Source organism: Flavobacterium sp. (genome assembly GCF_047602195.1).
Lineage (GTDB): Bacteria > Bacteroidota > Bacteroidia > Flavobacteriales > Flavobacteriaceae > Flavobacterium.
On sequence record NZ_JASGHW010000004.1, the window covers coordinates 2,327,736 to 2,350,450 of the forward strand.

General features: G+C 47.2%; 24 protein-coding genes. 14 read left to right on the forward strand and 10 right to left on the reverse strand.

All coding sequences use genetic code 11. From position 1 onward, the window contains the following. Nucleotides 1–53 precede the first annotated feature (53 nt). Complete coding sequence (locus QM717_RS16470; protein ID WP_415039115.1) at nucleotides 54–758, reverse strand: hypothetical protein; 705 nt, start codon at nucleotides 756–758, stop codon at nucleotides 54–56. A gap of 151 nt (nucleotides 759–909) precedes the next feature. On the opposite strand from QM717_RS16470, the gene fabG reads away from it, so the two are divergent. The 11 genes from fabG (at nucleotide 910) to QM717_RS16525 (ending at nucleotide 12,255) form a co-directional block, all read left to right on the forward strand. Further along, on the forward strand, nucleotides 910–1,656 hold the full coding sequence (fabG, locus tag QM717_RS16475) for a 3-oxoacyl-[acyl-carrier-protein] reductase (protein WP_415039117.1): 747 nt from the start codon (nucleotides 910–912) through the stop codon (nucleotides 1,654–1,656). A gap of 223 nt (nucleotides 1,657–1,879) precedes the next feature. Beyond that, nucleotides 1,880–3,907: a hypothetical protein gene (locus tag QM717_RS16480; protein ID WP_415039118.1), complete on the forward strand. Its 2,028-nt coding sequence runs from the start codon at nucleotides 1,880–1,882 to the stop codon at nucleotides 3,905–3,907. A 103-nt stretch (nucleotides 3,908–4,010) separates the two neighbouring features. Then, on the forward strand, nucleotides 4,011–4,454 hold the full coding sequence (locus QM717_RS16485) for a thioredoxin family protein (RefSeq protein WP_415039120.1): 444 nt from the start codon (nucleotides 4,011–4,013) through the stop codon (nucleotides 4,452–4,454). After that, nucleotides 4,451–5,440 carry an FAD:protein FMN transferase gene (locus QM717_RS16490; RefSeq protein ID WP_415039122.1) on the forward strand — a complete coding sequence of 330 codons (990 nt, stop codon included), beginning with the start codon at nucleotides 4,451–4,453 and terminating at the stop codon, nucleotides 5,438–5,440. Before QM717_RS16485 ends, QM717_RS16490 begins: the two co-directional genes overlap by 4 nt. A 1-nt stretch (nucleotide 5,441) precedes the next feature. Then, a complete protein-coding gene (locus QM717_RS16495; RefSeq protein WP_415040158.1) occupies nucleotides 5,442–5,648 on the forward strand; it encodes a DUF4266 domain-containing protein in 207 nt (68 codons plus the stop codon). A 2-nt stretch (nucleotides 5,649–5,650) separates the two neighbouring features. Continuing rightward, nucleotides 5,651–7,153 (forward strand): DUF3570 domain-containing protein, encoded by a 1,503-nt coding sequence (locus tag QM717_RS16500; RefSeq protein ID WP_415039124.1) that lies wholly within the window; start codon nucleotides 5,651–5,653, stop codon nucleotides 7,151–7,153. A gap of 32 nt (nucleotides 7,154–7,185) precedes the next feature. Beyond that, complete coding sequence (locus QM717_RS16505) at nucleotides 7,186–7,791, forward strand: lipocalin family protein (RefSeq protein ID WP_415039126.1); 606 nt, start codon at nucleotides 7,186–7,188, stop codon at nucleotides 7,789–7,791. A gap of 132 nt (nucleotides 7,792–7,923) precedes the next feature. Beyond that, complete coding sequence (locus tag QM717_RS16510) at nucleotides 7,924–8,349, forward strand: thioredoxin family protein (protein WP_415039128.1); 426 nt, start codon at nucleotides 7,924–7,926, stop codon at nucleotides 8,347–8,349. A gap of 124 nt (nucleotides 8,350–8,473) precedes the next feature. Then, nucleotides 8,474–9,607: an alpha/beta hydrolase gene (locus QM717_RS16515; RefSeq protein ID WP_415039130.1), complete on the forward strand. Its 1,134-nt coding sequence runs from the start codon at nucleotides 8,474–8,476 to the stop codon at nucleotides 9,605–9,607. Continuing rightward, on the forward strand, nucleotides 9,607–11,037 hold the full coding sequence (locus tag QM717_RS16520) for a leucyl aminopeptidase family protein (RefSeq protein ID WP_415039131.1): 1,431 nt from the start codon (nucleotides 9,607–9,609) through the stop codon (nucleotides 11,035–11,037). The genes QM717_RS16515 and QM717_RS16520 overlap by 1 nt, the downstream gene beginning before the upstream one ends. 3 nt (nucleotides 11,038–11,040) lie before the next feature. Then, complete coding sequence (locus QM717_RS16525; RefSeq protein ID WP_415039133.1) at nucleotides 11,041–12,255, forward strand: ATP-grasp domain-containing protein; 1,215 nt, start codon at nucleotides 11,041–11,043, stop codon at nucleotides 12,253–12,255. A gap of 61 nt (nucleotides 12,256–12,316) precedes the next feature. Here the strand turns inward: QM717_RS16525 and QM717_RS16530 are convergent, their stop codons facing one another. The 7 genes from QM717_RS16530 to QM717_RS16560 form a co-directional block, all read right to left on the reverse strand. Beyond that, the gene (locus QM717_RS16530) at nucleotides 12,317–13,510 is read right to left on the reverse strand and encodes a hypothetical protein (RefSeq protein ID WP_415039134.1); all 1,194 of its coding nucleotides are present in this window, start codon (nucleotides 13,508–13,510) and stop codon (nucleotides 12,317–12,319) included. A 98-nt stretch (nucleotides 13,511–13,608) separates the two neighbouring features. After that, the gene (locus QM717_RS16535) at nucleotides 13,609–14,439 is read right to left on the reverse strand and encodes a type 1 glutamine amidotransferase (RefSeq protein WP_415039136.1); all 831 of its coding nucleotides are present in this window, start codon (nucleotides 14,437–14,439) and stop codon (nucleotides 13,609–13,611) included. 55 nt (nucleotides 14,440–14,494) lie between these two features. Beyond that, a complete protein-coding gene (locus QM717_RS16540; RefSeq protein WP_415039137.1) occupies nucleotides 14,495–15,601 on the reverse strand; it encodes a carboxylate-amine ligase in 1,107 nt (368 codons plus the stop codon). An 89-nt stretch (nucleotides 15,602–15,690) separates the two neighbouring features. After that, a complete protein-coding gene (locus QM717_RS16545) occupies nucleotides 15,691–16,644 on the reverse strand; it encodes an ATP-grasp domain-containing protein (RefSeq protein ID WP_415039138.1) in 954 nt (317 codons plus the stop codon). A 26-nt stretch (nucleotides 16,645–16,670) separates the two neighbouring features. Beyond that, complete coding sequence (locus QM717_RS16550) at nucleotides 16,671–17,378, reverse strand: esterase family protein (RefSeq protein ID WP_415039140.1); 708 nt, start codon at nucleotides 17,376–17,378, stop codon at nucleotides 16,671–16,673. A gap of 178 nt (nucleotides 17,379–17,556) precedes the next feature. Next, a complete protein-coding gene (locus QM717_RS16555) occupies nucleotides 17,557–17,958 on the reverse strand; it encodes a glyoxalase (RefSeq protein ID WP_415039142.1) in 402 nt (133 codons plus the stop codon). 76 nt (nucleotides 17,959–18,034) lie between these two features. Then, entirely contained in the window at nucleotides 18,035–19,423 is a 1,389-nt protein-coding gene (locus tag QM717_RS16560) for an OmpA family protein (RefSeq protein ID WP_415039144.1), read from the reverse strand. Between the two features lie 153 nt (nucleotides 19,424–19,576). Between QM717_RS16560 and QM717_RS16565 the strand changes: the two genes are divergently transcribed. Beyond that, the gene (locus tag QM717_RS16565) at nucleotides 19,577–19,993 is read left to right on the forward strand and encodes an NUDIX domain-containing protein (protein WP_415039145.1); all 417 of its coding nucleotides are present in this window, start codon (nucleotides 19,577–19,579) and stop codon (nucleotides 19,991–19,993) included. 2 nt (nucleotides 19,994–19,995) lie between these two features. Beyond that, nucleotides 19,996–20,400 carry an acyl-CoA thioesterase gene (locus QM717_RS16570; RefSeq protein WP_415040160.1) on the forward strand — a complete coding sequence of 135 codons (405 nt, stop codon included), beginning with the start codon at nucleotides 19,996–19,998 and terminating at the stop codon, nucleotides 20,398–20,400. A gap of 101 nt (nucleotides 20,401–20,501) precedes the next feature. On the opposite strand, the gene QM717_RS16575 is transcribed toward QM717_RS16570, so the two are convergent. Beyond that, nucleotides 20,502–21,764: a mechanosensitive ion channel family protein gene (locus tag QM717_RS16575; protein ID WP_415039147.1), complete on the reverse strand. Its 1,263-nt coding sequence runs from the start codon at nucleotides 21,762–21,764 to the stop codon at nucleotides 20,502–20,504. Beyond that, nucleotides 21,757–22,041 (reverse strand): DUF3817 domain-containing protein, encoded by a 285-nt coding sequence (locus QM717_RS16580; RefSeq protein WP_415039148.1) that lies wholly within the window; start codon nucleotides 22,039–22,041, stop codon nucleotides 21,757–21,759. Before QM717_RS16580 ends, QM717_RS16575 begins: the two co-directional genes overlap by 8 nt. Nucleotides 22,042–22,152: 111 nt before the next feature. Here QM717_RS16580 and QM717_RS16585 point away from each other — a divergent pair, with 111 nt between their 5' ends. Continuing rightward, nucleotides 22,153–22,671 (forward strand): DUF6155 family protein, encoded by a 519-nt coding sequence (locus tag QM717_RS16585; protein ID WP_415039150.1) that lies wholly within the window; start codon nucleotides 22,153–22,155, stop codon nucleotides 22,669–22,671. Nucleotides 22,672–22,715: the final 44 nt, after the last annotated feature.

The following is a 22,715-nucleotide window of genomic DNA, read 5'->3' on the forward strand; positions in this document are numbered from 1 at the left end:
AAGCATATTCGAGAAAATGATTGCCAAGAACCAACCGTATATTGCGCGCGGAGTTATTGGTTGTAAAACCGGCTGTTCCACATCGACGAACTAAAACTGCGTCCGCGCATGAAAAAACCGTACATCGCCACGGCAAAAACCGACTTGAACAGGAACAGGAATACGATTACCGAGGCCATGTGGACCTGCTTGCCCAATTGGTTGAGCGGAATCATCCAGGTCAATGCCAAACTCAGTAATACGCAAAAGACCGTAAACCAGCCCAAATTGCGAAACGGCAGCACTTTCCATTTGCGCCACGGATTGATGTCGTTGCCCCATTGGTGTACGAGGTAGAAGTAATGGTTGCCGATCGGGACAAACAGCAGCGGGTCATCGTAGTTGTCCAGTTTGAAAGCCTTGGTTGGCGCCATGATCTTGAAATGGGCCAAACGCGTACCGTGCTGGTTTTCGAGCTTTCGGATTTCGGCCAGCGCTTCCTCGGGAAAACCGTTCTTGAACCGGCCGCTCTCCAGAAACCGCAAACGATAATCGATACAGACTTTCTTGATGTTGTCGAGCGAAAAAATGCGGTCGCTTTCCAGCAGGTCAAAGTCTAGGGCATTCACCACATCCGAATTTCCGCCGTGGAGTGTCTCCAAAATCGCAAGCCGTCGTTGCTCGTGTTCGGCCAGGATCGCCGCCACTTCCGAAAGTACTTTTTCTTGCGGGACCTGTTTCCTTGCCGTCAGCAATTCCTTTTTTAAATGCGCGCACATAACTTCTTTTTTGCCCTTTAAAGGTACACCTGAAATTTGAAATTATGCATGCCGATCATGTTAAAAGTTCCTGTAGCTGTGTTTCCATTGCAACCAAATATTGCTATATTTGAAGCTTCAAAAACAGCAAAAACTAACAAACCAACTCAATATGAAGATTTTAGAAGGAAAAGTGGCGATCATCACCGGTGCAAGCCGTGGAATCGGGAGGGGAATTGCCGAAGTTTTCGCCAAACACGGCGCCAACATTGCATTCACCTACAGTTCGTCGGCCGCTTCTGCCCAGGAACTCGAAAATGAGCTCAACGGCGCGGGCATCAAGGCCAAAGGCTACCAATCCAATGCCGCCGATTACGAGCAGGCCCACCAATTAATCGATGACGTGCTTGCCGAATTCGGAACCATCGACATCCTGATCAACAATGCCGGAATCACCAAAGACAACCTGCTCATGCGCATGTCCGAGGAAGATTTCGACCAGGTCATCGACGTCAACCTCAAATCGGTGTTCAACATGACCAAGGCCGTACAAAAAACCATGCTCAAAAACCGCGCTGGCTCGATCATCAACATGAGTTCGGTGGTAGGGGTGAAGGGCAACGCCGGGCAAACCAATTATGCGGCTTCCAAAGCCGGTGTGATCGGTTTCACCAAATCGGTGGCGCTCGAATTGGGTTCCAGGAACATCCGTTGCAACGCGATTGCGCCGGGCTTCATCGAGACCGAAATGACGGGCAAACTCAACGAAGATGTGGTGCAGGGCTGGAGGGACAGCATTCCGCTCAAACGCGGAGGCACGACCGAAGATGTCGCCAATGCCTGCTTGTTCCTGGCTTCCGACATGAGTGCGTATGTGACCGGGCAGGTCATGAACGTAGACGGCGGTATGCTGACGTAAAACTTCAAAATTCGTTGTTCGTTAATCGACATTCGATATTTTTTTGAAGCATATTCCGGCTATCCGCTTTTACCTTTTACAGCTCCGCTATCGCTGCACCGTAAAAGGATAACCGCTTCTATCCGGGCTAGGGGCTATCATCCAAAACAGCATTTTGAAACGCAATGTTCGATTTGAAGAATTTCGAATGTCGAATATTGAATAACGAATTTTGAATTAAATAATGACAACATCCACCATCCTGTTTATCCTCCTTTCGCTGGTCGTAGCAGCAGGATTGTCATTTTACCAATATTTTTACAGGGCCGGGCACAGGAACAAAATAAACCTGTGGCTGGCTTTGTTGCGTTTTGTGACCATTTTCGGGATTTTACTTTTGCTGATCAACCCGATTGTCTCCAGAAGTACCTACGAAGTCCAGAAAACGCCTTTGCCAATCGTCATGGACAATTCCGCGTCGATTGTCGATCTCAAGGCCAATCAAGCCGCATTGGACGTTTATCAAAAGCTGGCCACCAATAAAGAACTCCAAGAGAAATTCGATGTTCAGTCGTACCAATTCGATTCCGAATTCGAGGCGTCGGCCCAATTCGATTTCAAAGGGCACCAGACCAACATCGACCTGGCAGCCAAAAACCTCAAAAGCATCCACAAGAACAAGACGTTCCCGACGGTCCTGATTACCGACGGCAACCAAACCTCGGGTAACGATTACGTCTACGGGTTTGATCCGAACAACAAGGTTTTTCCTTTGGTGGTAGGCGATACGACGACTTTTCTGGATTTGCGCATCAGCCAGCTCAACGTCAATAAATACGCGTTTCACAAGAACAAGTTTCCAGTCGAGGTATTCCTGCAATATTCGGGAACCAAAAGCATCAACGCCGATTTCAGCATTGTACAGGGCGGCACGGTTTACAACAAGCAGTCCGTCGCGTTTTCACCTTCAAAGAAATCGGCCGTCATTTCGGTTTTGCTCCCGGCGGATAAAATCGGGTTGCAGGTTTTCAAAGCTACGATCCAATCCAAGGAAAGCGAGAAGAACAGCTACAACAACGTCAAGAATTTTGCCGTGGAAGTCATCGACCAGAAGACCGAAATTGCGATTGTATCCTCGATTGCGCATCCCGATATTGCGGCCTTGAAACGGTCGATCGAAAGCAATCCACAACGAAAGGTAACGATAGTCAAACCACGTGAAATCAATTCGTTATCTGATTATAATGTTTTGATTTTGTACCAACCCAACGCCGATTTCAAATCGGTTTTCGATAAGGCCAAAACAGCCGGGGTCAATACGTTTGTCATCACCGGGATCAATACCGATTTCCAGTTCCTGAACATGAACCAGGACCAGCTCGTTTTTCGCATGAGCGCGCAAAGCGAGGATTACCTGGCCGAATTCGATTCGCAATTCAACCTTTTTGCACTCGACAACATCGGTTTCGAAAACCTGCCGCCGCTGCTCAATGCCTTCGGGACGGTCAACGTCAAAGGCAATATGGAGGTGTTGTTGTCCTCGAGGATCAGGAATATTTCTACCAACGCGCCTTTGCTGGCTTTTTCGGAAAACCAGGGCAAGAGAACCGCGTTCCTGCTAGGGGAGAACATTTGGAAGTGGCGCCTGCAAACCCACGTCGACAATAAATCATTCGAGAAATTCGATCTGTTTGCCGACAAGATCATCCAATTCCTGGCTTCCAACAATGCAAGGAAGTCACTGGTCGTGAACCATGAAAGCTTTTACAACTCGGGAGAAGCGATCGAGATCAACGCCCAATACTTCAACAAGAATTATGAATTTGACGAGAAGGCGAGACTGGCGATTTCGGTAACGAACAAGCATACGAAACAAACCAAGAATTACGACCTGCTCAAAGGCAGCAATTCTTATAAGGTGAATCTAGATGGGCTGGCTGCCGGACAGTACAATTTCAGGGTTCAGGAGCTCAATTCCAAAACGATTTACAACGGTTATTTTGAAATTCTGGATTTCGATATCGAGAAGCAATTTGTCAATCCTGATTTGGCAAAACTAAATCAATTGGCGACGCAAACGCAAGGCAAAGTCTTTATGCCGAACCAAACGGATGAATTGATCAAAAGCCTACTTGAAAACGAAAACTACAAAGCCATTCAAAAAGCAATCGTTAAAAAATCACCTTTGGTGGATTGGGTTTGGCTGCTCGTTTTAATTGCGATTTCACTCGCAACCGAGTGGTTCTTACGCAAATACCACGGCATGTTGTAATCTTATTTTCTGATTTTCAGCAAGTTGAAAATTTCTTAAAATTTATCTTATTTTTATTTGTTCTAAATAATCTTAAGATATACTTTTGTGAAAATTTTAACAAGTGAAACTTTTATTTCAAGCCCTTGCATTGCTGTTTGCATTCACTGCCCAGGCACAGGAATGGACAACCGATTTGGCCGCCGCCCAGGTAGAAGCCAAGGCGCAACACAAAAATATTTTACTGGTTTTTTCGGGATCGGATTGGTGCGCGCCCTGCATCAAGCTCGAAAAGAATGTATTTGCTACCGGGGCTTTCCGTTCGGCGGCTGCACGAAACTGGATTCTGGTCAAAGCCGATTTTCCAAAGAAGAAAGCGCACGCCTTGCCTGAAAATGTAAGGATTCAGAACGAACAACTCGCCGAGAAATACAACCGCGAAGGCAATTTTCCGTTCGTGCTTGTGCTGGACAGCAACGGCAAAATCCTGGGCCGGACCGCTTACAAAGACCTTGCGGCCGAAGCCTACATCGCCGAACTCCAATCTTTTGCGAAAACCGGTTCATGAAAAAAACGATCGTCATCTTGGTGTTGCTTTACGGCACGTTGGCTATGGCTCAGGTGGCGCGCAAACGCGTCGTCAAACTCATGGGCAGCCGTTTCGACATCACCATGGTGGCCAAGGATGAAGCATCAGCCGAGGCTTACATCGATACGGCAGTCACCGAAATTACCCGGATCGAAAACCTCATTTCCGAATGGATCCCGGCGACACAGGTTTCCGAAATCAACCGCAATGCCGGCATCAAGCCAGTCAAGGTAGACAAGGAGTTGTTTGATTTGACCGCGCGCGGCATCGAATTCTCCAAACTGACCGACGGCGCCTTTGACATCAGTTGGGCCTCGATGGAAAAAATCTGGAAATTCGACGGCACGATGACCCAAATGCCTTCGCCTGAAGCGGTCAAGCAATCGGTAGCGAAAGTAGGCTATAAGAATATCATCCTCGACAAAGAAAACCAAACCATATTCTTAAAGCTGCCGGGTATGCGCATCGGTTTTGGCTCGATCGGCAAAGGTTACGCCGCTGATAAAACCAAGGAGTTGATGCGACAAAAAGGCGTCATTGCAGGAATCGTCAACGCTTCTGGCGACATGAATACCTGGGGCAAGCAACCCGATGGCCAGCCCTGGACGGTCGGCATTACCAACCCGATGGACAAGGACAAGGTATTTGGCTATTTTCCGCTCGAGGACAATGCGGTGGTGACTTCGGGAACGTACGAGAAATTCGTGGTGCTCAACGGCAAACGCTACTCGCACATCATCGATACGCGAACCGGTTATCCGGCCAGCGGACTTTCGAGCGTGACCGTTTTTGCGCCCAGTGCCGAACTGGCCAACGGGCTTTCGACGGCGATCATCGTCATGGGCCAGGAGGTAGGTATGAACCTCGTCAACCAGTTGCCCGGCATCCGCTGTGTGATGGTCGACGACAACGGAAAAGTGACGACATCCAAAAACATCGATTTAAAAACATTCAAAAGTGAATAACATTACGCGCCTATTTTTTGCTTTTTCTGTGCTGACGGCGGCTTCTTGTGCCAATGTCAAGGAATATGAAAAACAATACCTTAACGATCCAGAGATGAAGCTTTCGGCCAAGACGGCAGAAAGACACGAAACCAATTTCCAGGTGTACCGCGAGGCGGCTTCGGGTGCCAATGGCGGAAAGACAGGCGGAGGCTGTGGTTGCAACTGATCATGAAAAAAGCCCTGTTCTTTTTATTCGCATCCATTTTTACGGTTTCGGCACAGCAGACCGATTCGACGGCCGTATTCAAAAAACGCGTGCTCGAAACCACCGAGGTCGATTTCATCGCTTCCTATTACAGGCAGGATGGCAGTCATTCTGCGGTCAACGGCGGGATCGGTACCGAAAAGCTCGACGACAAAGCGGCGAATCTCGTCATTGCGATTCCGCTCAACGACGATGACGTGTTGACGCTCGATTTGGGGCTTTCGGCTTACACTTCGGCTTCTTCGAGCAACATCAATCCGTTCCAGAATGGCAATGTCGCCAACCCGAGCACGACCGGAGCCTCGAGGGGCTTTTGGAAGAATTACAGTACGCGTGGCCAATACGAAGCCGATGATGACGATGACGACGATGACGATTATGGCAACACGGCCAAGAAAACGCCGGTAGGAACGCCTTGGCTCGAATCGACGGGTGCGTCGAAGAAAGATGTGCTGACGACTTATGGCATGACCTACAGCCACAGCTCGGATGACCGCAACCGCATCTGGAATGCCAACGTGTATTATTCGAGCGAATACGATTATACTTCACTGGGTTTCGGCGCGGGTTATGCATGGCTGTTCAACCAGAAGAATTCGGAGTTGAATATCAAGGCCAGTGCTTATCTCGACAAATGGAAACCGATTTACCCGACCGAACTGCACGAGTATTCACTCAATGGCGACAATTTCCTCAATGCAGGTTATTTCTCGGGCGTGACCGTCGTGAACCAGTTCGGGGAAACCAACACCGATTACCGCCCGGTCAAATTCAAGGAGCACACCAATGTAAAGCGCAATTCGTACGCCTTTTCACTTGGTTTTTCACAGATTCTGACCCAAAAATTGCAGGTCTCGGTTTTCGCCGATTTGCTTTACCAGGAAGGTTTGCTGTCCACGCCGTACCACCGCATTTATTTCGCCGACAAAGGCAATTACTACATTGGACAGACACGCGACATTCCGGTGTATGAAACCAAAAAGAACACGGGCGTTTTCCGTCTGGCGGATGATGTGGAACGCTTGCCCGATACACGCGTCAAATTCCCGATCGGTGCGCGTTTGAATTACTACCTGAACGATGTGATGACCTTGCGTACCTATTACCGTTTCTACAGCGACGACTGGGGAATCGTCTCGCATACGGCCAACATCGAAGTGCCGGTCAAGCTGACTTCTTTGTTCACCGTGTTCCCGATGTACCGTTTTTATACGCAATCGGCAGCCGATTATTTCAAGCCGATCGACAGGCATTATTCGTTTGAGACTTATTACACTTCGGATTACGATTTGTCGGCTTTCGACAGCCACCAATACGGTGCGGGCATCGGTTATTCGGATGCGATGACACCGATCAGGCTACTGCGCATGGGACTCAAGAATGTAGACCTGCGCTACAACCATTACGAGCGCAACGACAAGCTCAGCGCGAATATTGTCACGGTCGGGCTCAAATTTGTCCAATAAAGAGTATCAATTTAAAACCAATTATAAACAAAATGAAGAAAATAACCCTTTTGCTTTTGGTTCTTGTCTTTACATTTAGCTGTAACAAGAACGACGATGACATCGTAACGTACAATGCCACAGAATCGATCATCGGAACCTGGAAACTCGTGGCCGAAATGACCGACGGGGTCGAAAGAAACCTCAGTTCGTGCGAAAAAGAAGAAACGTACATCTTCGGCGCGCAGCAATTGACGCATGAAGTCTATACCGGAAGTGACGACGATGACGATGATGATGACGATGACGATGATGATGACGATGATGATGACGATGATGACGACGATGATGACGACGATGATGACGATGATGACGATGATGATGACGATGATGACGACGATGACGACGATGACGACGATGACGACGATGACGATGACGAAGATGGTGATCGCTTGATGGCAGCAACTTGCACCTTGACGACCCAAAAATTGGCTTACTGGGTAAAATCAGGCTTGAACACTTACCACCTGACGTATTCCGACAGCAACGAATCGATCAACGTGACCTTTACCGAAGCCAACAACAAATTCTACTTCGAGAAAACCGTTACCGTAAACGGCGTAAGCAAAGTGAAACGCTACGTTTTCCAACGCCAATAATTACACTATTTTATACGAAAGGAAGCAGTCTGAAAGGGCTGCTTTTTTTATGGAGAACGGTTCGTATTTTTCCACCGATTTGCGCTTGCCGTTCCGATTATTTTGATACATTTATCTCCAAATCTACGCGCTATGAAAAATGTAAGTATTGTATTGCTATTGCTGGCAGGCAGTGTGGCTGGCTATTCGCAGGAATGGAAAACGAACCTCAATGAAGCGCTCAAGGAAGCCTCGGCATCGGGTAAGGAAGTGTTGCTGTTTTTCTCGGTACCGGACAATTGCGAGAGCTGCGCAAACCTTGACAAGAAAGTGCTGCAGTCGGCCGAATTCCAAAGCTTTGCCGATGAGAACTTCATACTGGTCAAGCAGGATTTCCAGTCGAACGATTCCAACCTCGAAGAAAACCTGCTGATTGTGGAAAAATACAACAAGGATGGTTTTTTCCCGTTGCTCGTGATGATCAACAAAAATGCGAAAATCGTGGGCCAACTCGGTACTTACAACAACGAGACGCCACAACAGTACATTGCCAAATTGCGCGCGGTACGCAAGGGATAATTTCGTTTTTTCCAATAAATCGCATCCATTTTTCAAAAATCGCTAATTCTGAATGAATTGGCACCACTTTGCTTTTATTTCAAGAGTCAATCGACTATATTTACCCAACCCGTTTTTTAATTAGATGAATGCCCAAAAGAATACCATAGTGCCGGATGTGACCGATTTGACCGAGCCGCAGCTCAATATCCTGCTCACTACTGACGACGACGACGCGCGCCCCGTTTACCTCTCGGGCAATTTCAACCAGTGGCACACCCAGGACAAGCGTTATGAAATGGAAAAGATCGGCAACGGTTTGTACCATTACAAATTCGCCGCAGATTTCAATTACCCTGACGAACTGCTGTACAAATTCACCAAGGGCGACTGGAGCGAGGTCGAGATCGACCAATACGGCAACCGGACCGAAAACCGTTCGTGCCGCCAACACAAAGGCATCCGCAAGGAACACGTGGAACGTTGGCGCAAGAACTGGCTGCCGTTTAGGAAAAATTTCCTGCCGCAGATCCAACTCATTTCGGATGAATTCGAGATGCCGCAACTCAACAAGAAACGCAAGATATGGGCGCTTTTGCCGCATGATTACGACCAATCTTCCGAGCATTATCCTGTGCTGTATTTGCAGGATGCACAGAACCTGTTCAACGAAAATGCGCAGTTCGGCAATTGGGAAATCGATAAAAAGCTCGCCGTGATGTCCGAATACAAAATCGGTAAGATCATCATCATCGCGGTCGAACATGCCGAACAGGACCGAATCAAGGAATACAATGTCGGCAAGACCGTGCTCGGCGTGGGCCAGGGAAAAAAATACATCCGCTTCATCACCGATACTTTAAAGCCGTTCGTAGACAAGAAATTCCGCACCAAACCCGAACGCGAACACACCGGCATCGGTGGCAGTTCGATGGGCGGACTCGTGAGCATCTTCAGTGGATTGCTGTATCCGGAAGTATACGGTAAACTGATGATTTTCTCGCCTTCGCTTTGGGTGGTGCCCAAAATAGATTTTAGCGGCGTCGATTTTTCCGAACCGGCCGACACCAAGATTTACCTGTATGCCGGCGGGGACGAAAGCGCGACGATGATCAAGCACGTCAAGCAATTCAAGAACAACCTGCTCAAGAATGAATTTATTTCCGACAAGATGAAGATCAAGCTGAGCATCAACAACGAAGGCAAGCACAACGAAACCTACTGGAGCGACGAATTTCCGAAAGCAATCGAATGGCTCTATTTTAATACCAAAGACTGATGACCACAACAAACATACACACCCTCGACCATTTCACGGGAACTTTATTGATTCCGGTGTTTGAAACCAGCGCACAGCATCTGTTGCCGACCGAATTTCACGGCGTTTCAGTGCCGTCCAAAGTTTTCTACGGAAAAAAAGACACGGTTTACCTGGTTGAAAAATACGATTGTACGCATGTTTTTATCGGGATCGGCAAGGCGCCCGACTATAAAGCATTGGGGACTATTTTTCGCCGGATTTCAGCCAAGCAAAAGGAGGTATTTGCCGCGAATACGGCTTTGGTGGTTCCTGCCAATTGCTCTGCGGCCCAGACCGAAGCGATGATTTCGGGCTTGTATCTCGGGACTTACGACCTCGGACATTTCAAGAAAAATGAAAAGCATCCTTTCCTGAATGAAGGGTTTGCCCTGCAATTGTTTGCCAAAAAAGACGTGGCCGCCACTGCCGGGAAAGGAATCAAGATTGCCAAAGCCCAAAGTGAAACCTTGCGCCTGGTCGATTCGCCTCCGAATGTGGCTACACCAAAATACTTGGCCAATTGGGCAACCGAAACCGGAAAACAGTACGGTTTTAAGACCGAAGTTTTAGGCAGGGAAGCCTGTAGGGAAAAGGGGCTCGATGCTTTTTTGGCCGTCGGGAAAGGCAGCCAGCATGAACCGCAATTCATCATCATGCAGTATACGTCTGAAAATGCCAACCCCAAAACCAAACATGTGGGCTTGGTCGGCAAAGGCATCACCTTCGATACCGGCGGACTCAACATCAAGGTCGCCGCGATGGTGCACATGAAAAGCGACATGGCCGGAGGAGCCGCGGTTTTGGGTGCGATGCAATTGATCGCCGATTTGAAACTGCCCGTCAAGGTCACCGCGATTGTCCCGGCCTGTGAAAGCGCAGTCGATGCGAATTCCTTTTTGCCGAGCGACGTGATCGGAAGCTACAATGGCAGTACAATCGAAATTATCGATACCGATGCCGAAGGCCGTTTGATCCTGGCCGATGGCTTATCGTACCTGATCAAGAATTACAAACCCGAAGTGGTAGTCGATTTGGCGACCTTGACCGGAAGCGCCGTAGGGACTTTTGGTTATGAATGCGCCGCCTTGTTTTCGAACAACGATGAGATGGTGCAGAAAATCACGCAGGCCGGCAATGAAATAGGAGAGAAGTCCTGGCCATTGCCGCTTTGGGATGCCTACAAACCCGATATCGAAAGCGACATCGCCGATGTCAAGAACTGGAGTGGCAAACCGTTGGCCGGAGCAATTACCGCGGCCAAATTCCTCGAATATTTTACCGAAGACCACAAGGCTTGGGCACACCTCGACATTGCAGGCGTGGCTTTTGGCGATGACGAATTTGCAAAAAGCAAACATGCAACCGCTTATGGTGTACATTTATTGACTAAATTTATTGAAAATCTTTAAGTTATGGACCAACAGAAAACCTTCGTTTGTATTTCGAACTTTTTTAAAGGGAATGATTTCCTGATCAACCTCAAGCAATTGGGCAATACTGTTTTTCTGGTTACGACCGAGAAACTGCGCGACAAGCCCTGGCCGTTCGAATACCTAGACGAAGTGTTTTATATGGAAGGACAGGACACCGATTGGAACCTGGAACACCTGCTGCTGGGCGTGAGCAACCTCATGAAATCGACGCAGGTCGATGCCGTCGTGGCGCTTGATGATTTCGATGTCGAAAAGGCAACATACTTACGCGAAAACCTGCGAATTCCGGGTATGGGGCAAACCACTGGACGTTATTTCAGGGACAAACTGGCCATGCGCATGCGTGCCAAAAGTTGTGGTATCTCGAATCCGCAATTCTGTTCGCTGTTCAACGACCACGACATCAATACATTCGCCGATACGGTTGCGCCGCCCTGGGTGTTGAAACCGCGCTCGGAGGCTTCGGCCAACGGGATTATCAAAGTTTATGACAAGGAAAGTCTGTGGATGCACATCAATGAAATGGGGAACAACCGATTTAAATATTTGGTGGAGCAATTCCGTCCAGGCGATGTGTACCATTGCGACAGTTTGATCCTGAACGGGAAAATCATCTTTAGCATCACTTCGCGTTACTTGGCCACACCGATGGAAATTTCGCAGGGCGGCGGTATTTTCCGAAGCGCCAATATTCCGTACAATTCCGAAGACGACAAGGCCATCAAGAAAATCAACGAGGAAGTCATCAAGGGATTCGGGCTCAAACACGGCGCTGCGCATTCCGAATACATCAAGTGCAAGGAAAACGGGCGCATTTATTTCCTCGAAACTTCTTCGCGGGTGGGTGGGGCGCATTTGGCCGAAATGGTCGCCGCGGCTTCCGGAATCAACCTTTGGGCCGAATGGGCGGCTATTGAAAACGCCTTGGCCAAAGGAATCGATTACAAATTGCCCAAAGTCAAAAAGGATTACGCCGGAATTGTACTGACCTTATCCAAATTCGAAAATCCGGATCTGTCTTGTTTTGACGATAATGAAGTGTGTTTTCGCGTGCCATTGGATTACCATGCGGGACTGATCGTCAATTCGGACAAGCACGAAAAAGTACTGGAATTGCTTGATAATTACGCCGATCGTTTGGTAAGGGATTTTGCTACGGTGGCTGCGCAACCAGAAGTGAAGCATCTGCATTAATGTGCCAATTAGAAAATTAGAAAATGACCGAATTGTGAACGTTATTTAATTTTCTAATTATCTAATTCTTTTCAAATAGGCCAAGCGTACCGCCGACCCAATCCTTGTCCTTATTGTATTTGACGCCGATCATTTCGCCGCGGCTCAAACGAACGAGGTTGCTCACCGGTGTTGGATGGTCTTTTCCTTTTTCCCAAATGTAAAGTATACGGACTTCGGCCTTGACTTTTCCGTCGGGTGATTGCACGATGGGTTGGTAGTGGACTTTCTTCTGCAGGATGTACAAATCCTTTTCCTTGACGGCTTCGATGTCTTCTTTTTTGACGTGGAAAACCACTCCGCTTCCTGAAAAGGAAAACAAAGGCTTAAGAACGTATTTTTCAAGGTCTTGCGGTATTTTGTCTAAATCAGAAAGCAAAGTTGTTTCGATAAAATATTTGCCCTTGAGCATCGGCAGTATGTATTTGCTGATCCTGAAAAACCAGTTCGGATGCCCGGCCCATTCCACATCGAGTTCGTCACTAAAGCTAAATTTCAGATTCAAATCCTTGCGCAATTCCAGTTCGTCGAAAATGACGCGGTTGTAAATCCTCTTGACCAGAATTTCTTCGCCGTTTTCATTTTTGTAGAACAGTTGTTTCCCTTTTTTGGTCAATTCTGTCACGCACACAATCGGAATCCCGATGTCGCGTCGGCAGTAATAGAAATCGATCTTGGTGTTTTGTTTCTCGGGTTCAATCTCGAGCAAAATGACATTTTCCTTTGGATGACCATTGCAAATGGCGTTTTCAAGAACCGTCAGATAATCGCGGTAATTGAGTCCGCCTAGAAACGGTGTGGTCTCCGTCAGGAACGGGTAATACTTGAGGAATTTGTAATACAGGTTGTATTGGTAATTGAACAACGAGGGAAATCCTTGCACTTCAATCAGTTTCGGGACGGTTTCGCCGTTTTCTTCGCAGATGCCGAAATCAATCGCGAGAAAAGTCGTGTGCGCGTCTTCGTTCGGGACTTTGGTGTTGAGTTCCAAAGATTTTTCGGTGAGTGGCTTGAAATCTGGGCGCTGGATCAGTTGGATTACCTGTTCACAACCTTCGATCAGTTGCGCCTGCAATTCCTTTGAAATAATAAACGGCGTTTCGCCGATACGGAAAGTCGGCCGGTAATCAAAATCCGCGGCGATGTCGTCCTGCATCCATTGGTATCGTTGTTCAGAAAAATGGCTGTTGAACGCTTGGCGGAGTTTTGGAACCATAGGAATTGTGAATTAAGAGTGGTGAATGATGAATGTCTTTTCTCTTGCAGCGCAGCGGTCTTGGTTCTCGAAACGGAGTGGTCTTGCAGCGCAGCGGTCTAATTTGAAAGGATTTTTCTCGTCTGGATCAAATCGTTGATGGCAATCCTGAGAAAATTCGGGATCAACGTCTCATTGGTCTTGTAAATCGTATCGTTGTCGAGCAGCGCCTCGAGCATGTCGCGGAATTTGCGTTTGCCTTTCATTGCACGGATTTTCTCGCGTGTTTCTTTTTTTCTGAGGTTGGCAATAAAGCTAATCGGGTCGGCTTCGGGATGGAATTGTGTCCCCACAAAATAATCGTTGAAACGCACCGCCATGATGGCCCTTTCGTACTTCACATGGTCGCGGATTTTTTCGAGCGACAGGATGGTCGCGCCTTTATCGGCGAACACTTTTAAATTCGGTTGCACCACTTGGTAATCGCGCGAATCGACTGCATAATACGGGTCGTTAAGTCCGCTGAACAATGGATCTTCCTGCCCGGCTACGGTTTTGTGTACGGCCATCACGCCAAATGAGGTGTCGTTGCGTTTGGTGATTTCGGCCAATCCGAAGTGTTTGCACGCCATCTGGAACGAATGGCAGATGAACAGCACATGCTTCTTGATTTCTTTTGTATCGTTCCATTTGACCAAAGCGTCGATGAAGTCATAGTATTTCAAATCCCATTTGCCGTCGCCGATCAATGGATTGCCGGGACCTCCGGTCGAAATATAGATGTCGTATTCCTCTATTTTGGGAAACTCCGATTGGCCGCGCACGTCAAAAATCTTGAACTCGAGCATGTGGTTGAAACGTCCGATGATGTCAATGATACAGCGCATCCCTTGATTGGGTTCGCCGTTGTACATGTCCAGGATGGCAAGCTTGATAGGGTATTGGCTCATCTGCTGTAATGTTAGTAGGTTAAATTTCGGTTACAAAGATATTAATTATTTGTAACTATAACCCTTTGGTGAATTCGCCGGTGATGAAATCGACTACGCTTCTTAAATCGCCCGTGCGTTCAAAAACCGCCAATTGCTTGTCGGCGCCCGTACCGTTTTTCATGATTTGGTGTACATACGAAATCTGTTCGCGGCTGCCGAGTTCATCGACGACATCATCAATGAAATCGAGCAATTCGACAATCAGGCATTTGGTTTCGACTTCCTTCTGCAAACCGAAATCGATCATGTGGTTGTCGATGCCGTAACGTGCGGCGCGGAATTTATTCTCTTTGATCAATGCCAATCGGTAAATGTTGAAACTCGTGTTCTGCATCGTCAGTTTGTACAATTTGGCCACAATCGCCTGGATAATCGCGACGATGCACATCGTTTCTTCAACGGTCAGGCTCATATCGCAAATGCGGAATTCAATCGTGTTGTAAAACGGATGCAGGCGCAAATCCCACCAGATTTTCTTTGGGTTATCGATGCAATTCGTCTTGACCAAAGTCTCGAGGTAATTGTCATACGATGCAACGTGATCGAAATATTCAGGTAAGCCAGTTCGCGGAAATTTATCAAAAACCTTGGTGCGGAACGATTTGTAGCCCGTTTGTCTTCCTTCCCAAAAAGGCGAATTCGTAGACAATGCGAAAATATGCGGCAGGAAATAACACGCCTGGTTCATCAATTGCAAGCCAATCTCACGGTTCTCAATCCCAACGTGGCAATGCATCCCGAAAATCAAGTTCGAACGCGCCGCATCCTGCAACTCGTTGACGATGTTGTGGTAGCGCGGGTCATCGGTGATGGGCTGGTCCTGCCATTTCGAGAACGGATGCGTCCCGGCGCCGCCCACGATCAGGTTTTGTTTTTGCGCCAAATCGACAATCTGGCGTCGCAGGAAAACCAGTTCATCGTTGGCTTCCTTGACATTGTTGCAGATGTTGGTGCCGACCTCTACGACCGACTGGTGCATTTCGGCCTTGACCTGTTCGTTGAGGAACACCTTGGCGCCATCGACAATCTTGGACAAATGCGACCGCAGATCGCGAGTTTCGGGATCAATAATTTGGTATTCTTCTTCTACACCGAGTGTGAAAACGGGTAATTTTCTCATATTGTTAATGTGTCAATTAGACAATTAGACAATTAGGTAATTCCTGTACTGTGTGAATTTTCTAATTTTCTAATTTTCTCATTCCCTAATTACTTATTCATTTGTGCCACCGAATCCTGCATAAACGTTCCCCAGGTCAGGTTCATTTTTCCAGGCTTGTGTTTCTTGGCCATGGCAATCGCCATTTTCGCCGATTCTTCGACGACCCATTCGAAATTTTCCTCGCCCACCGAAGTCACCTCGGCATCCGGCGCCGGATTTCCGAAATCGATCGCATAGGGGATTCCGTCGCGGACCGCAAACTCAACCGTATTGAAATCGTAGCCCAAGCCTTCACACAATTTCAAGGTATAATCTTTAACCGTGGCCAATAACTTTTTGTCTTTCGTCGGATTTTCGACTACATACCGTAAATGGTGCGGATTACGCGGCTCGTACGGCATGATGCGTACGGCTTTTCTCCCGAGGCAATACACGCGGAAATATTCCTCAAAAACAATTTCTTCCTGCAACAACATCACAAGCTGTCCGGTTTCGCGGTGCTTGTCCCAGAATTCTTCCTTGTTTTCGAGTCGGTAGACGTTTTTCCAGCCGCCGCCTGCATAGGGTTTCATATAGGCTGGAAAACCAACGTATTCGAACATGGCGTCCCAATCCATCGGGAATTTGAGGTTGCGGAACGATTTCGAAGTCGTATCGGTAGGATGCTCGGCCGAAGGCAAAATGACCGTATTCGGTAACGGCACGCCCAACACATCGGCCAGGCAGTTGTTGAAGAATTTGTCGTCGGCGCTCCACCAAAATGGGTTGTTGATGACGTTGGTTCCGGTCAATGCCATATTCTTGAGGTAGGCGCGGTAGAACGGCACGTCCTGCGAAATGCGGTCGATGATCACGGCATATTCGCCGCCTCTGTTCTGTACGACCTTGTCAATCGTGACCGCCTCGGCAATGATGCCTTTTTCGTTTTTGGAATTGACCCTGTCGATGAACGCTTGCGGGTAGGTGTCTTCCATGCCGAATAATATTCCGATTTTCTTCATTTCTTTTAGTTTATAGTTGACAGTGATTAGAATTTGATTCGTGATAAATAATGCGGGAACATGCCTTTCCAAACCGGCCAGTCGTGCTGCCCCTGTCGGATGTCGAGCCAATGGTCGACATGTTTATGGCTCAGGATTTTGCTCATGTTCAGGTTGTCGTGCAGGCAGATGTCGCCATCGGATGTGCCCAGGACGATGTCCATATTCCAGAGTTCGCGGTCTTCGAGCCCAAATAAATAATCTTCAGGGCTGTTGAAATAAACGTCGTCGTTGTGGAAACCATCCATAAAACTCTTGATGCTGAAGGCGCCGCTCATCGAAAACAAATGGCTGACGTAACCGGGATGGCGGAACGCAAAGTTGGCTGCATGGTAACCGCCGAAACTGCATCCGGCCACGGCGACTTTTCCCGAACCGGTATTGTTCCTGATTTTTTCGACGATTTCGTGGCAAATCATCTTGTCGTACCACACGTGGTTCTGGATGCGGTGTACGGGATGGATTTTCTTGTTGTAGAAACTTTCCTTGTCGATGCTCGACGGACAATAAATCTTGATCAAGCCTTGTTCGATAAACCAGCGCGCCGATTCGATCAATCCCATGTCTTTGTTTTCGTGGTAACTCCCCATCGAGGTGGGGAAGACGATCACCGGATAGCCCGCATGCCCAAAAATCAACATCTCGGTTTCCCCGCTCAAATTATGCGAGTACCATTTGAAGTATTCTTCTTTCATGAAATCTTTATTATCTAACAATTATAATAAAAATATCGCGAACTTCGTTGTTTTATTGGCGATTTGATGAATATTTATTGTTATCTATACAATAAGATGGATATATTAACAAAATTGTAATTAATCCTTTAAATAAAGGCGCTGGTTAGCATTTTGTCAAAAAAAGAATGCCGGAAAATCATTCTTCCGGCATTTCAAACAGTTGTACCTGGCTTTTGAGCCGCTCGATGAGCATATTCATCATGCGTTTATTGAGGCTTGAGGAATTCTGGATGTATTCGGCGTATTCGTCGAGGCTGAACAGGCTGATGACCATTCCTTTGAGCGCGTTTCGGAACTTGATGTCTTTCTGGATCACATTCTCTATATAGTGCAGTTTCTTTTCGACAGAAAGCTTGTAGAAGTCATTTTTGTGCTTGCTGATCTGGTTGGCAAAAACCGCAAGGAACAAATCGTTCTGCAGTTTGAGGATGGGGCGCAGGGTTTGGTTCTGGAAAATCTCTTCGGAGGAAGATTGGGCGGTAATGTTTCCTAAAGTTTCACCGCGGAAGTCTCGGATAAAAACATCTCTTGTTTCCATTTTTATTTTAAAGTTAAAAAAAATCCCCTGCCGACTGACAGGGGATGATTTATACTTATCAAGAATGCGTTGTTAATTATTTGACTTTGAAAGTAACGCGTCTTACTAATTTTCTAGCGCCGTCTGAGTCTTTATCTACCGAAGTGTCTTCTCCTTTAGAGACTACGTTGAGGCGGTTAGGATTGATGCCGGCTTTAACCAAGATCGCTTTGACGCTTTCCGCACGTTTGTTGGCCAAATTGTTATTGTATTCGGTCTTGCCGATTTCATCCGCATTTCCAATGATGTCGATGGATGCCGACGGGTTGTTTCTGAGGTAAGTCAACATAAAGTCGATGCCTTCCGTAGAAACATTGGTTGGCTTGGTTTTGTTGGTGTCGAAATAAGTCGTTACATAACCTTCGTTGATCAAGCGTTTGATCATTTCTTCGTTCGCGCTGGCTGCAGCCTGTGTAACGGTTTCTTTTGTTGCATAATTGGTTTGGAGGAAGCTTTCTAACTCATCCGGAATACCATTTTTGTTGATGTCGACCATTCTTCCTTTGGTATCCACCGCCACACCGGCAATCGAGTTGTTTTCTACGTCGAGGTAATCCGGTACGCCGTCTTTATCGGCATCGTTCATCATGCTCTCGAGGTCACCGATGCGTTTATCGAGTTCGTCGATTTCATCGAGGCGTTTGTCTTCGATGATCGCCCAGTCTCCGTGAAGGTCTTCGCTTCCGAAAGAGTAGGTGAGTCCGATAGAACCGCTGACCAATTGACCGGCCAAGTTGTTGTCTTGTTTGGAATAGTGTCCGTCCCAAGCAAAGTGCTGGCGGAAGTTGGCCACCGTAGTGAAGTCGCCAATGATCGAAATTCTTTTCGTTACACGGAATTCTGGAGAAACACCGAACATGACCCCGAGGTTGTTTTCGGTACGGTCTACGTTGGATACACCACCTGATTCGCCCACCTGGTTCAAATCTGGATCGATCCCAGAATCGAGTTTGGGCGTAAAACGCGCATAAGAAAAACCACCGTGGATCAAAAGTCCCAAACGGCCAATTTGTTCTTCGATGTTGAACAAACGCGCCGCATTGATCACACCCTGGATTCCGAAACGCAATTGTTGGGTCTCAAAGGGTTTGCTGTCGGTTTTTTCGTTGTTTTCGAATTTTTCGTAGACTCCATCGAGCTTCAAACCGAATTTAGGGCTAAACATATAGCGAACGCCCAATCCGAAAGAGTTGAAGTTGAACGACCCCAAAACTTTATCAGGGTTGCTGGAATAATATCCTGTACTGTATGGCTTGGTTCCTTTACTTTGTCCGGCAACCGCCTCAACCGTCCATTTGTTGTACGTGTTGTGCTCAATTACCGCATCGCTAGCGTCCTTTTTGTCGTCTTTCTTACTGTTGTCCTGGGCAGAAACAGTCGCAAAAGTCAGTAGCGAAAATGATAATAATAGTAAATTTTTTTTCATAATTAGGTCAGGAATTATACGATGGTCGCTGTAATTTTTTTACATTTAGTCTTTGCAAATATAATAGTTTAGATTTAAAATTCAACCTTTAACGGAATAAATGCGCTTTTAATCGGTATTTTATAAACATTCCAAAATAATATTCAATTTCCCATGAGAACTCCCAAAATATTTGTCACTGTCGACATTGTGCTGCTGCGGCAGAACATCTCCGGAGGCGAAGTCCTTTTGATCCAAAGAAAGAACGAACCTTTTCGCGAAAGCTGGGCCTTGCCGGGCGGTTTTGTCGATGAGAATGAAGACCTGGCCGATGCCGCACGACGCGAATTGGCCGAAGAAACCGGCATCAATGTGCGTCACCTCGATCAACTCAAAACGTTCGGGAAACCACACCGCGACCCGCGTGGGCATACCGTTTCGGTGGCTTACCTGTATGTGGTCACCGATGAAAAATTGGCCGCTCAGGCAGGCGACGATGCCGCCGATGCGCAATGGTTTTCGGTGAATCAATTGCCGCAGCTCGCCTTCGATCACGATGAAATCATCAGTTATGCCTTGACCAAAAGATGAACATGCTTTTCCACACCAGAAAATGGGTCAAACCCGAAGACCTCAATCCGAATGGTACGTTGTTCGGCGGGAAACTATTGGCCTGGATCGACGAGGAGCTCGCGCTGTTCTCGATCATCCAACTCGAAAATACAAGGATTGTCACCAAGCACATGTCCGAAATCAATTTCAGGAGTTCGGCCCGACAGGGCGACATTATTGAGATCGGCATCGATGCGGTCAAATTCGGGAACACCTCGATCACGCTCAAATGCGAGGTGCGCAACATCATGACGCGCGAACGCATCATCACGATCGATTCGATTACGATGGTAGGACTCGATGACGAAGGCAAACCCAAACCACATGGAAAAACCCAATTGGAAAAGTTAGATGACCGTTTCCGGAAAATTGAGAGTAAGGATTAATGGGGCAATTAGAAAATTAGCCAATTAGAAAATTAGATAATTAGAAAATTAGGATATGACGTTCGGAATCATATTGTCTCATTTTCTAATTGGTACATTGACTAATTATCAAAAGCTTTCTTGCCTTCGCTCGGCAGTTCGAAAATTTCCAAATCAAAATAACCGACGGCCGCAAAGATGTGGTCGAAAATATCGGCCATGATGTATTCGTAATTCTCGAAACGCTTGTCGCTCGTAAACGTATAGATTTCAAGCGGAATCCCATATTGCGTGGGCTGCAATTGGCGGCACAACAGCAACATGTCCTTGTTGAGCGCGGGATGGTTCTGCAAATACTGCGTGATGTATTTGCGGAACAGGCCAAAATTGGTCATGTTGCGCCCATTGATCGGGATCGATTTGTCGATGTCGTGCGCATCGTTGAATTTGTTGATCTCGCGCTGGCGTTCCTCTATATAAGATGTAAGCAATTGGATTTTCTTCATTTTTTCCAGTTCGGCCTCGTCAAGGAAACGGATGCTTTTGGTCTTGATGTTGACGTAACGCTTGATGCGGCGCCCATCCGAATTGAGCATGCCGCGCCAGTTGCGGAACGAATCCGAAATCATGCTGTAAGTTGGAATCGTCGTCGTGGTGTTGTCGAAATTGCGGACCTTGACGGTGGCCAGGTTGATTTCGATCACATCGCCGTCGGCACCGAATTTATCGAACGTGATCCAGTCGCCGATGCGCACCATGTCGTTCAATGAAACCTGTACGCTGGCCACGAAACCCAAAATCGTATCGCGGAAAATCAAGATGATGATCGCCGAAATCGCTCCAAATGTAGCAAAAAGTGTATTCGGCTTGACGTTGAACAATTCCGAAATGATCACGAAAATCCCGATCATCCAAAGGACAATCATCACGACCTGGATGTAACTGTCGATCGGCTTGTCGCTGTATTTGGGGATCTGTTTGAGGTGGTCGCGCAGTGCATTGAAAATCGTCCGCACAATCCAAAGGCTCAATAATATAATGTAGATGCCGACGAGTTTGCCGAACACCGTTTCCCAATACACATAGGCATCGAGGATCACCGGAACCGATTTGTAGATGAACAGCAGCGGAATTAAATGCGCAATGTATTTCGCCGTTTTGTTCGACACGAGCAAATCGTCGAAGCGCGTCTTGGTCCTGCGCGCCACGATGACCATCGCCGTGACGAGTATCATTCTGAAAATGATGTAGATCCAGTACGCCAAAAAGGCCAGGATGATGATGTTGATGATCAGGCTTGAGTAGGCGGCAATGGTGTCTCCGAGTCCCATTTTGCGGAACAGCGGATAGCACCAGCCGAATATTTTCTCAAGCGTTTTATGCATTTTTGAGGTATTTCTGCTCTATATAAAAAGTACCGAAAGGCAAAACCGAAGCGATCAGGATGATGCCGAATTTCTTCCAATCCCAGTTGAGTTCAATCTTGAGCATGATGGCCAAAATGATATAACCGATGAACAAAAGCCCGTGCGCCATCCCGACCGGGAAAAGCAAGGTTTTGTACAAATCGATGTTGTTGGGTTTAATCAATAACATGTTGGCAAACAGCGCCAGGTAGGAAACGCCTTCGAGCAAGGCGACAATTTTAAAAATCCGAAGCATTATAATTTGTATTTTTAGGTTTGAATGGCAAATCGTGCGTGCTGCAAAATTAGGGAAACACTTCGGTTTTTGCACCAAAATAGCACGTACTTTTGCCGATATTTTTACCGTATGAGCAAACGCGATTTAAAAAAATACCTGTCTGGTTTAGACAAGGAGCAGATCGAGGAGCAACTTCTCGAACTTTACGATAAATTCAGTGAAGTCAAGACCTATTATGATTTCATTTTCAACCCCAAAGAAGACAAGCTGGTGGGCGAGGCCAAGGCCAAAATCTCAAACGAATACTTCCCCGTCAAGACCAAGCGAGCCAAACTCCGGCGTTCGACCGCACAAAAAATCATCAAGCATTTCCTGCTGCTTGGCGTCGATCCGTTTGCCGTTGCCGACGTGATGTTGTTTGCGATAGAAGTCGCGCAGAAATACGCGGCCCGGCGGGAAATGCGGTATGCGTCTTTTTACAAAAGTATGCACAATTCGTTCGAGCAGGCGGTCAATTATGCGATTGCCAATGGTGTGGTTCCCGACTTCAAACCACGGCTTTCGGCCATTGTGCTGGAAACCCAAAAACAGCGGTGGGAGAACAGCGATGATTTCGCGCGAACCCTTGAAAAACTTGACTTCGCGTAATGCGATTGCAGGAATTGTAGAACAGTCGGCGCTTAAATTATAAA